Here is an 11,118-nt window from a genome sequence, read left to right on the forward strand (position 1 = left end):
GCCTCGGCCGGTGCCGGGGCCTCGGCCGGAGCGGGCGCAAAGGCCGGTGTCGGGAACCAGGCCAGCGCCGGGACCCGACTCAGGGACGGGACCTCGGCCGGTGCCGGGGCCTCGGCCGGAGCGGGCGCAAAGGCCGGTGTCGGAGCACAGATCGGTGTCGGAGCCGGACGGAGCGATGGTGCGGGGCCGGGCGTGGGGGCGGATGCTCAGCGGTCCGTGGCGCAGCACCGCGCACAGGGCCGGGGCGGTCGCGAGGGTGCCCAGGACGACGGCGAGGGTGCGGACGTGCCCGTCGGTGAGGCGCAGGCAGGCCACGGTCGCCGCGCACAGGGCACCCGGCAGCAGGGCGAGCGGGAGCCAGACGGTGTACGCCGAGGACGAGGAGGAGGAAGAAGGGGGCGCGCCACCGACGGGACGGGCGCCATCCGCTGGTCCATCGGCTGAGCCGGCGGCTGAGCCATCCGCCGAGCCGGCGTTGTCCACGGCGGGACCCCCGCCCGACGGCGCACCGCGCTCGGGGCCGGGGCGGCTGCCGGGCCCTTCGGCGGAATCGTCCGAGCGTCCGGAGCCGTGCGACCCCTCGGGAGCGGCCTCGCCGGAGCCGCCGAGGTCCATGGAACCGTCCGGCCCTTCCCGTCGTTCCATCTCACCGGTGCCGGTCATCAGGGCACCTTCATGGAGGAGGCGGAACCGCTGGGCCCGGCAGGGGCGCCGACGCGGTTCGCCCGGCGGGACCCCGCCCCCGCGGGGACGACGGCGGGCGCGGGGAGCCGCAGGGGGGCCCCCGCCTCGTCGGGGAGGACGCCGTGGAGAACCTGGGGAAGGTCACCGGGGACGGTCGCACGGGCCGGGGCCTCCAGGCGCATGCCGTGAAATGCCGTGACGTTCCGCTCGACCCTGGACAGCACGGCCCGTGCATCGGCACGCACGGCGGCTTCCCCCGGCGCACGGCATCCGGCGGCGCGGAGCGGTACGACGCCCGCCCGGGCACCCGCCGGCGAAGTGCGCGAGGACACGGTGGGCCGGGTGCGACCGACGCCCTCCGTCACGGCACGGGCGCCCATGGGCACGGCACCGCCGTGCGCTGACACGGTCACGCGCGGGGAAAGCTCGACCCCGGCCGTCCCGCTCATGGTGTCGTTGACAACGTTGGTGGAGACGGCCACCGCCTCCGGGGCGTACAGGTGGGCGCGCACGGGGAGTTCCGGACCGCCGGTCCTCCCGACGGAATCAGAGCCGGAGACACGGCCGGCGACGGAGGCGGCACCCTCCTCGTGCTCCCGGGCGGCCTCATCGCCCAAGCGCCGCGTGGCCGAAGCCCCGTGGTGCCCGGGGCGGCCGACGGCGGCCCCGGTGCCGGAGGGTGCGCCGCTGGCCCCGGGGCGCGCTCCGGCCCCGCCGAACACGTCGTCCCCGTAGTGCCCTTGAGAGCGGGGGCGTGCGACGGTGGCGAACCGCGCGGTCGCGGTGGGCGACCCGGGAACGCGCGCCCGGCGTGCGGACGGCCGGGGGGCGGGCGCTTGGCGGGCGCGTCCCGGGGCGTGCGCGGCGGCCCCCCGGCGGAGTGCCGTACCCGACCCGCCCCCGACGTGGAGCGGGTCCGCAGATCCGTACGGATCAGTGGCGAAACGGTCCGCCTGAAGGACCGTGCCCCGGGCCCTCCCGCACGCCGACTCCCGGGCCCGCGCCTCCGAAGGCACCGCCCGGACCGCCGACGCCCTCGGACGACGCGATCCCGTCCGCCTCGTCGGCTCCGTCGGCTCCGTCGTCGCGAACCCGGCCACGGCGAGCACTGGGCGCCTCGGGGCCACCGCGGCCACATGGGCCGTCCGGGCCACCGAAGCCACCGAAGCCACCGAAGCCACCGAAGCCACCGAAGCCACCGGGAGCATCCAGCCCCCCAAGGCCGCCGCGGCCGCCGGGGCGCCGCCCCACGCCTCTCCCCCGGCCGCGCACCGGCACACCCGGCCCGCACGGCACCCCCCGCCGACATCACCCGGCACAGCACCAGAACCGCGGGAACCGGAACCGAACCCATCCAGCACGGAACCGGAACCGCCGGGGCCGGAACCGGGCCCGACCGCCGCGGAACCGGAACCGCCGGGCGCACGGCCCCCCGCCGGGGCGAGCCGCGCGCATCCGGGGCGCCACCGCCGGGGAACCGGCCCGGCACCCTCCTCGCGTTCGCCGCCACCGACCGCGGAGAGGTCGAACGCGGGGGGCCCGAACCGGCGCACGAACCGGTCGCACCAGAGCGACGACTCACCGTTCGCGCACGGAGAGCCACCCTCCGCAAGCAGTCCGATGCGCATGTGCGCACCCCCGATCTCCCGTCCGGGGAGCCACCGTTGGTCCAGCGGCTCACAGCGGGACGAACGTATGCGGACGAGCGGGTGGCGCGGCGGACGGTTGTCCGTCGCACCACCAAAAGGGGTGAACGGTCGTAACTTTCCCGCACGGGACACGTTCCGTCGCGCTATGGGATCGGTCGGTCACCGAACGTCATGGACGGGTGTGCGCCGGGGACCGCGCGGTCCCGTGCCGGGCCGTCCCTCAACCCGTCGGGTAGGCCCAGGGGTTGGGGCGGCAGCGGATGCCGTCGTGGTCGAGGAACTTGGTCTGCTGCTGCATGACCGGGGCGAGCTGGCCGTCCGTGTCGCAGCTCACGTGGTTGTGGCCGATGCGGTGGCCGACCTCGTGGTTGATGAGCATCTGCCGGTAGGCGTGGATGCGGTCGCCGTAGGTCGTCGAGCCCTGGGCCCACCGATAGGCGTTGATCATGACGCGCTCGGTGGAGGCGGAGTCGCAGGAGACGTTGTCGACGCTGGTGTCGAGTCCGGACTTGGCGCACCAGGCGGCGGTCGTCCCCGGGCTGGCCAGGGTGATCACGAAGTCCGGTTCGCCGGACTGGACGCGTTCGAAGGTGCGGGCGCCGTCGTGGGCCCAGCTCCGGTCGTCGTTGAGGGTCCTCTGCACGGCCTGGGCGAACAGCGCCCCGTCCAGGCCGAGTCCGCGCTCGATGTCCACCCGGTAGGTGTACTTGCGCCCCCGCCCGGGCGCCTTGTCGCCGCCGGGGACGGTCTCGAACTCCATCGAGCCCTTGAGGTCGGCGGCGAGGGGATAGGTGCGGTTCATCCCCTGCGCGTAGGTCAGGGGCGCCGGGGAGGGGGTGGGCGTCGGGCGTCCGTCGGTCCGCGAGGCGCTGTCGTGACCGCCGCGCACCTGGTCGCCGACGGCCGGGGCGGCCACCGAGCCACTCCTCGGCCCCTCGGCGACCTGCCCGGCCACGACGACGGCCAGCACGGTGGTGACGGCCGCCGCGGCGACGCCGGTGAAGGTCCGGCCCCTGCCGGAGCGGGCGGCGGGCGCGGGCCCGTCGCCGGGCGGCGCCTCGCCGACGGTCACGACTCCGCCGTCGCCGGTGCCGTCACCGGAGGCGCCGTCGGCGGCGGGCCGCGGTTCCGCGCCTCCTTCGGGAGCGCCGGGGGCGCGGCGCGGGGGGCGGACGGCGAAGACGTCGTCCTCGTCGTCGTCATCGGCGCCGAAGGCGTCCAGGTACTCCTGCCGGGGCCCGCCCGGGGGGCCCTGCGAACGGCGTTGCCGGGGCAGCGGAAGGCCGGGGGCGGCGGGCGGGCCGGGGCGGTCGGGGGCGGTCGGGGACGGCCCCGCGGGCGTGGCGTAGCCGGTGCCGGCCGCCGTACGGCCCCTCAACTGCCCCCAGCCGCCGCCCGGTTCGCGCTGCTCCGGATGGCTGCCGCGGACCTGGGGCGCGCCCTGGGCGGGGGTGCCCCCGTCGGCGTACCGGGGCACGCCGTGCGCGGGGGTGCCGTCGGGAAGGCGGGGCGATCCATGGGCCGGGGTGCCGTCGGGGAGGCGCGGCACTCCCCGCGCGGGGGTGCCGTCGGGAGGGAGAGGTGCGCCGTGGGCCGGGGTGCCGGCGGGCGGGCGCGGGGCTCCGCGTCCGCGTACCCGGGGAAGCCCCTGGGCGGGTGTCCCGTCGGCCGGTGCCGCCGTCCCGCCGCCCGCAGCCGGTCCGTTCGCCCTCCGGCGGCCCGGCGCACCGGAACGGCCCTCGCGTGGCGCGGGGTTCTCCGCGCCGTCGCCCCTGGGGGCGGGTCCACGGCGGCTGTGGCGTCCCACGTCGCGCCTCAGCCTCCTGTGCTCTGGTGGGCGGCCTCGTCCCCGATCGCCCCGCCGGTCCTGGTGTCCGGCGCCGACCGCCCGGTGTCCGTGAGGAGTTCGCGGAACGCGGTGGCCACGCTGTCCGGGTATTCCATCATCGCCACGTGCCCCGCGTCCGGCAGAGTCAGCAGCCGGGACTCGCGGAAGGCGCGGACCGCCCGGCGGGCCATGCGGTAGCCGACGAGCTGGTCGCGTCCACCGTAGACCAGGAGGGTGGGGGCGAGCACCCGTTCCGCCTGGCGCCACAGCCCGTGCTGGCCGCCCACCGTGTACGCGTTGACGAGCCCGCGGGTGGACCGCGTCATCGCGTCCCAGAAGTACGGCAGCCGCAGCCGACGTTCCATCTCCTCCACGGCGGCGCGGAAGGCGTCCGGCGTCACCCGCCCCGGATCGCCGTAGCAGAGGGCCATCGCGCCCCGGACCCGCTGCTCGGGGGTCCAGTCGCTGGTGAGCCGGGTGAAGAGGGCCGCCACCCCGGGCACCGCCAGCAGCCCCGTGGGCACGGCGCCGCGCTGCACGCGGATCTCCGGCATGGCGGGCGAGACCAGGGTCAGCGTCCGCACGAGGTCGGGCCGCGCGGCGGCGACCCGGGTGGCGACGGCACCGCCGAGCGAGTTGCCGAACAGGTGGACGGGGCCCCGGCCCGCGGCGTCGAGGTGGCGGACGACCGCGCGGGCGTGCCCGGTGACCGAGTAGTCGCCGTTGTCCGGCGGCGGGGAGTCCCCGAAGCCCGGCAGGTCCACCGCCTCGCCCGCGACGACGTCGTCGAGCAGCGGCATCAGCGCCGACCAGTTCTGCGAGGAGCCGCCCAGCCCGTGGACGTAGAGGGCGGGCGGCAGCCCCTCCCGCGCCGGCCTGCGCGAACGCACGGTCAGGGTGAGCCCCGGCAGGTGCACCGACCGGAGCCGCTCGCCCCGCGCCGCCCGGACGGCCGCGACCCTCGGCAGCACGGTGGCGGACGGCACGGAGGGCGGCTCGGTCGAAGGCATGCGGCAATGTTACGAGACGATCACGCACGGGTTCGTGTGTTCGCCGTCACAAGGGGGAACACGGTGGGGCGGACGCCGCTTCGGGGGGCGCGGGGCGCGCACGGAGCGGGCCCGGGAGTGCGACGGGAGCGCCGTACGGGGCGCGGGGTGGACGCGCGGTGCGCGCGGGAGTACGCCCGGTGGACGGGAACGTGCCGGGTGGGCGGGTGCCCGGGGAACCGCCCCGCCGTCCGGGACCGCGCCGGGCCGGCGGCGCGTGGCGCGGGAATCGGGTGTCTCCTAGGCTCGAAGTGCGGGCACCCGCGGGTGGACCCTGGGTTTCAGGGGCGTTCATAGGAAGGGAGCCCATCCATGGCCGTCGATCCCACCGACCCGGAGACCTTCGAGGACGAAGAGCGTCCGGAGGAGCCGGAACTCGACGTCGAGGCGCCCGCCGCCGACACGGCCGAGCAGCGCGCCGACCTCGCCACGGAGCAGGACGACCCGCAGACCGGCGGGGAGCCGGGGCGCACGCGCGAGGCCGACGAGGCCGACGTTGCGGAGCAGGGCCGGGTCGTCTCGCACCACGAGGACGACTACCGCTGAGACCCGGCACCGGACCGCGCCGGACCGCCGGACCGCCGCACTGGCGGCCCGCTCACCCGGCCCGCCCGGCCGCACCGCGCCGCGACGACCGGCACCGGACCGGGCCGCCGGAAGGCCCGGACACCGCCCGGGACCGGGTCCGGACCCCGTCCGGGACCGCACCGGAAACGGGACGCGGGACCGTCCGTGAGGAGAAGAAGGTGCCGAGTGTTGCCCGCTCCGGGCACCTTTGAAACGCATCACACGGCTTTCCTCACCGTCCGGTCCGTGAAATTCTGCGCTCGCACCGCGCGCACCGCGGTTACCGAAAAGTACGATGACGGCGCGGCCCACACCGCACACGGACGAATCATGGGAGGCGGCGTGACAGCCATCGAGCAGACAGAGGCGGTACGCCCGCGGGGCACACGCCTTCCCCGCCGAGCACGGCGCAACCAACTGCTGGGCGCCGCCCAGGAAGTCTTCGTGGCCCAGGGGTACCACTCGGCCGCGATGGACGACATCGCGGAGCGGGCCGGTGTCAGCAAGCCGGTCCTCTACCAGCACTTCCCGGGCAAGCTGGACCTCTACCTGGCCCTGCTGGACCAGCACTGCGAGGCCCTGATCCAGTCCGTCCGGGGCGCCCTGGCGTCCACGACGGACAACAAGCAGCGCGTCCGGGCCACCATGGACGCCTATTTCGCGTACATCGAGGACGACGGAGGCGCCTTCCGCCTGGTCTTCGAGTCGGACCTGACGAACGAGCCCGCCGTGCGCGAGCGCGTCGACAAGGTCACGAACGAGTGCGCCGAGGCGATCTGCGAGGTCATCGCGGAGGACACCGGCCTCTCGCGCGCGGAGTCGATGCTGCTCGCCTCCGGCCTGGGCGGACTGGCCCAGGTGGTGGCCCGCTCCTGGCTGCACAGCGACCGGAGCGTGCCGCGCGACCAGGCGGTGCAGCTGCTGGCCTCGCTGGCCTGGCGGGGCATCGCGGGCTTCCCGCTGCACGGCACCGAACAGCACTGAGCCGGGGCGGACGGGCGCGCCCCGGGCCCCGCCCCGGCCTCGCCTCCGTCCGTCCCGCGTCCCGGCCCGCGGGCGCCGCCCGCCCCGGGCCCGGCCCCGCCCCGGGCCCGGCCCCGGCCCGGCGCCCCGCACCGCCCGGCGCCCCGCACCCCCACGGCTCACGCCCGCCGCCCGGCTCACGCCCGCTCGCCCGCGGAACCCCGGCCGCCCCCTGTTCGCTACCGGCGTTCAGGGGGGCGCCGTGTACATCCCCTCACCGGGTTAATGTGTGCTGGGTACGGCGCGTAAGGTCGCGCACCACTGACCGTCGGAGGGACATAAGCCGTGGAGGTCAAGATCGGCGTGCAGCACGCGCCCCGCGAGATCGTTCTGGAGAGCGGTCAGAGCGCCGAGGAGGTCGAGCGCGTCGTGGCCGAGGCGCTGGACGGCACAGCGCGGCTGCTGAGCCTCGTGGACGAGCACGGCCGCAAGGTCCTGGTCCCGGCCGACCGCCTCGCCTACGTGGAGATCGGCGAGCCCAGCCCCCGCAAGGTGGGCTTCGGCGCGCTGTAGCCCGCGGGCGGCGCGTCGCAGGACGTATGAGCGAGGGGCCCGGCGGCCATGTGGCTGCCGGGCCCCTCGCGTTCACCGAGAGCGCACAGGTGGCACACAGGGGGAGGGTTGCGTTCCACGGGTCCCGGGTAGACCGGCTAATGCGGTGACCGACAGCGTTTCCGGCAGGCCGGCCATGTGGGAGGGACCCCGACATGATCTTGGAAGTGCTCGGCGCCGTGATCCTCGGCCTCGCGTTCGCGGGGGCCGCCCTGCACCGTCTGCCGCACCGCCTGCCCGCCCGGCTCCTCGTCCTCGCCACCGGGCTCGCCGGAGCCCTGTTCGGGGCCCTGGTCACCCACAGCGCGCTCGGCGCCGGCGGCCCGCTTCCGGCCCTGCTGGGCGCGGCGGCGGTCTCGGCGGCCTCGCTGTCGCTGCTGCTGCGCCCCGACCGGGGCCTGCGCCGCGGCTCGTCGGCCACCACCGCCTGACTCCCGGGCACTCCGGGCCCCGTCGGCTCCCGGCCCGGACACCGGGCCCTGCTCCGTCCGCCCGGGAGCACTCCCCCGCGTCTTCCCCCGAGCGGCCCCCCGGAGCCCCTTCCGGGCACCTCCCGGCGCGGGCTCCGGGCCGGGCTCCGCAGCGCCCGGATCCGGGAGCGTCGGCGTCCGGGGCGAGCCCGACGGGACGGGGCGGGACGTCAGGCAGCGAGCCCCAGCGCCGCCATCCGCTTGGTGTGCGCCTCGGTGATCCGGGAGAACATCCGGCCGACCTCCGCGAGGTCGAAGCCGTCCGCGATCCCGCCCACGAGCATCGTCGACAGCGCGTCCCGGTCCGCGACCACCCGCTGGGACTGCGAGAGCGCCTCGCCCATCAGCCGCCGCGCCCACAGCGCCAGCCGCCCGCCGAGGCGGGGGTCGGCGTCGATGGCCGCGCGCACCTTCTCCACGGCGAAGCCGGCGTGCCCGGTGTCGTCGAGCACGGCCAGCACCAGTTCCCGGGTGTCCGAGTCGAGCCGCGCGGCGACCTCGCGGTAGAAGTCGCTGGCGATGGAGTCCCCGACGTAGGCCTTGACGAGCCCCTCCAACCAGTCCGAGGGGTCCGTCTGCTTGTGGAAGCCGTCGTACGCGGCCACGAAGGGCTCCATGGCGGCGGTCGGCTCCTCGCCGATCCCGGCCAGCCGGTCGCGCAGCCGCTCGAAGTGGTGGAACTCCGCCGAGGCCATCTTCGCCAGCTCCGCCTTGTCCGCCAGCGTCGGCGCCAGCTTGGCGTCCTCCGCGAGCCGTTCGAACGCGGCCAGCTCGCCGTACGCGAGGGCGCCGAGCAGGTCGACGACCGCGGCGCGGTACTGCGGGTCGGCGGCGGCCGTCGCCCAGTCCTGGGCGGCGACCCCGGTGCGTTCGGGGGGAGTGGCGTCGGCGGCGTTGCCAGGCTTGTCAGAGCTCGTCATGGAGCGCACAATAGCCCGCTCCCCGCCCCCGGTAAGGCGCTGGTCAACCAGTGTGAGAACGACTACGTGACCGAATCGGCCATCGCATGTGCGTGAATCCGGGGTATGGTGGTAATGCGCCTGCCGAGTATGTGACGTACGGGTACGTGACGTCTTCGTCGGGCCGCACGCATGAGGATGCCCGGTCGGTGGCCCGATCGGCTCCGACCCGACAGCCCTCCATCCGTACGGACTGCGTACGGGCTCCGGAGGGGGACCCTCAGCGGTACGAGCGCTAGAGCGTCGGCAGAGGTCCCGTGTCCCAGGGCTCGCCCCACCAGGCGGCCGACATGCCCGGCCCGGTCCGGCACGACCCCCGCGCTCGCCTCGCACCGCGCACACAGAAGAGGCAGCACCCTGACTACGACGTTCCGTTCCCTCGGAATCCTCCCCGAGACCGCCGAGGCCCTTGAGGCCGTCGGCATCGTGAACCCCTTCCCCATCCAGGAGATGACGCTCCCCGTGGCCCTGTCGGGCACGGACGTCATCGGCCAGGCCAAGACCGGCACCGGCAAGACGCTGGGCTTCGGGCTCCCGCTCCTCGAGCGGGTCACCGTCCCCGCCGACGTCGAGGCCGGCCGCGCCGCTCCCGAGGCCGTCACCGACACCCCGCAGGCCCTCGTCGTCGTCCCGACGCGCGAGCTGTGCCAGCAGGTCACCAACGACCTCCTGACCGCCGGCAAGGTGCGCAACGTGCGCGTCACCGCGATCTACGGCGGCCGGGCCTACGAGCCCCAGGTGGAGACGCTCAGGAAGGGCGTCGACGTGGTCGTCGGCACCCCGGGCCGGCTGATCGACCTGGCGGGCCAGAAGAAGCTCAACCTGAAGCACGTCAAGTGCCTGGTCCTCGACGAGGCCGACGAGATGCTCGACCTGGGCTTCCTGCCCGACGTCGAGAAGATCATCAACCTGCTGCCGGCCCGCCGCCAGACCATGCTGTTCTCGGCGACCATGCCGGGCGCGGTCATCGGCCTCGCCCGCCGCTACATGTCGCAGCCCACGCACATCCGCGCCACCGCGCCGGACGACGAGGGCGCCACGGTCGCGAACATCAAGCAGTTCGTCTACCGCGCGCACAACATGGACAAGCCCGAGATGGTCTCGCGCATACTGCAGGCCGAGGGCCGCGGGCTGGCCATGGTCTTCTGCCGCACCAAGCGGACCGCCGCCGACATCGCCGAGCAGCTCCAGCGGCGCGGCTTCGCCTCCGGCGCCGTCCACGGCGACCTCGGCCAGGGCGCCCGCGAGCAGGCGCTGCGCGCCTTCCGCAACGGCAAGGTCGACGTGCTCGTCTGCACCGACGTCGCCGCCCGCGGCATCGACGTCGAGGGTGTGACCCACGTCATCAACTACCAGTCGCCGGAAGAGGAGAAGACGTACCTGCACCGCATCGGCCGCACCGGCCGCGCGGGCGCCAAGGGTACGGCGATCACCCTCGTCGACTGGGACGACATCCCCCGCTGGCAGCTCATCAACAAGGCGCTCCAGCTCGACTTCAACGACCCGCCGGAGACGTACTCCACCTCCCCGCACCTCTACGCCGACCTGGACATCCCGGCGGGCACCAAGGGTGTCCTGCCGCGCTCGGAGCGCACCCGCGCCGGGCTGGACGCCGAGGAGCTGGAGGACCTGGGCGAGCCGGGCGGCCGGACCGGCCGCGGCCGCGGCGGCCGCGGCGCCCGGGAGGAGTCCCGTCCCGCCGAGCGTGAGCGCCCCGAGCGGACGCCGCGCCGTCGCCGCCGGATGCGCGGCGGGGCCCCGGTGGACGCCGAGGCGGCCGGGCAGACCGCGCCCGGGACCGTGACCGGCGGTGCCGACGCCGCCGGGACCGAGGGCGCCGCCCAGGCCGCCCGCACCCCGCGCCGCCGTCGCCGCACCCGTGCCGGCGACGCCCCGCAGCAGCAGGTGGCCGCCGGGACGGCGCCGCAGGCCGAGGCCGCCGTCGCGACCGCGGAGGGCACCGTTCCCGAGGCCGCCGAGGCCCCGGAGGCGCCGCGCCGCCGCCGGACCCGGGGGGCCGTGGAGGCGGCCGAGCCGGTGACCGCCGTGGCCGGGACCGCTCCGGTGGCCGCCGAGCCCGTCCTGGAGCCCGCTCCGGTGGCGGCCCCCGCCCCCGTGGCGGAGGAGACCGCCGAGAAGCCGCGCCGCCGGACCCGGAAGACGGCGACGGCCGCCGAGGCCGCCGTCGACACCGTCGAGGCCCCGGAGGCGGCGGCCGAGGAGGCCAAGCCGCGCCGCACGCGGAAGACCGCGGCCACCAGGGCGGCCGAAGCCGCCGAGACGGCCGTGGACACCGCCGAGGGCACCGAGGCCAAGCCCCGCCGCCGCACCCGCAAT

General features: G+C 76.0%; 9 protein-coding genes and 1 pseudogene. 5 read left to right on the forward strand and 5 right to left on the reverse strand.

Features of this window, described 5'->3' with window-relative positions; genetic code table 11:
- The 4 genes and pseudogenes from ACZ7LB_RS13830 to ACZ7LB_RS13845 all read right to left on the reverse strand — a co-directional run.
- Nucleotides 1-663, reverse strand: a pseudogene (locus tag ACZ7LB_RS13830) (hypothetical protein); the annotation flags it as partial.
- Nucleotides 663-929, reverse strand: a complete 267-nt coding sequence (locus tag ACZ7LB_RS13835) for a hypothetical protein (RefSeq protein WP_471467921.1) — start codon at nt 927-929, stop codon at nt 663-665. The pseudogene ACZ7LB_RS13830 and the gene ACZ7LB_RS13835, both read right to left, overlap by 1 nt.
- A gap of 1,624 nt (nt 930-2,553) precedes the next feature.
- A complete protein-coding gene (locus tag ACZ7LB_RS13840; protein WP_471467923.1) occupies nt 2,554-4,140 on the reverse strand; it encodes a DUF3152 domain-containing protein in 1,587 nt (528 codons plus the stop codon).
- An 8-nt stretch (nt 4,141-4,148) separates the two neighbouring features.
- Entirely contained in the window at nt 4,149-5,171 is a 1,023-nt protein-coding gene (locus ACZ7LB_RS13845; protein ID WP_471467925.1) for an alpha/beta fold hydrolase, read from the reverse strand.
- Between the two features lie 351 nt (nt 5,172-5,522).
- Here ACZ7LB_RS13845 and ACZ7LB_RS13850 point away from each other — a divergent pair, with 351 nt between their 5' ends.
- The 4 genes from ACZ7LB_RS13850 (at nt 5,523) to ACZ7LB_RS13865 (ending at nt 7,783) form a co-directional block, all read left to right on the forward strand.
- Entirely contained in the window at nt 5,523-5,756 is a 234-nt protein-coding gene (locus ACZ7LB_RS13850) for a hypothetical protein (RefSeq protein ID WP_471467927.1), read from the forward strand.
- Nucleotides 5,757-6,119: 363 nt separating this feature from the next.
- Nucleotides 6,120-6,761, forward strand: a complete 642-nt coding sequence (locus ACZ7LB_RS13855; protein WP_161227243.1) for a TetR/AcrR family transcriptional regulator — start codon at nt 6,120-6,122, stop codon at nt 6,759-6,761.
- A 324-nt stretch (nt 6,762-7,085) separates the two neighbouring features.
- A complete protein-coding gene (locus ACZ7LB_RS13860) occupies nt 7,086-7,313 on the forward strand; it encodes a DUF3107 domain-containing protein (protein WP_161227242.1) in 228 nt (75 codons plus the stop codon).
- 194 nt (nt 7,314-7,507) lie between these two features.
- Nucleotides 7,508-7,783 (forward strand): hypothetical protein, encoded by a 276-nt coding sequence (locus ACZ7LB_RS13865; RefSeq protein WP_365207875.1) that lies wholly within the window; start codon nt 7,508-7,510, stop codon nt 7,781-7,783.
- A 209-nt stretch (nt 7,784-7,992) separates the two neighbouring features.
- Here the strand turns inward: ACZ7LB_RS13865 and ACZ7LB_RS13870 are convergent, their stop codons facing one another.
- Complete coding sequence (locus ACZ7LB_RS13870) at nt 7,993-8,742, reverse strand: ferritin-like domain-containing protein (RefSeq protein WP_471467930.1); 750 nt, start codon at nt 8,740-8,742, stop codon at nt 7,993-7,995.
- Between the two features lie 489 nt (nt 8,743-9,231).
- On the opposite strand from ACZ7LB_RS13870, the gene ACZ7LB_RS13875 reads away from it, so the two are divergent.
- A partial coding sequence (locus ACZ7LB_RS13875; protein WP_471468026.1) for a DEAD/DEAH box helicase occupies nt 9,232-11,118 on the forward strand: 1,887 nt, incomplete at its 3' end.

The sequence above is a fragment of the Streptomyces sp. NPDC107521 genome (assembly GCF_055598485.1).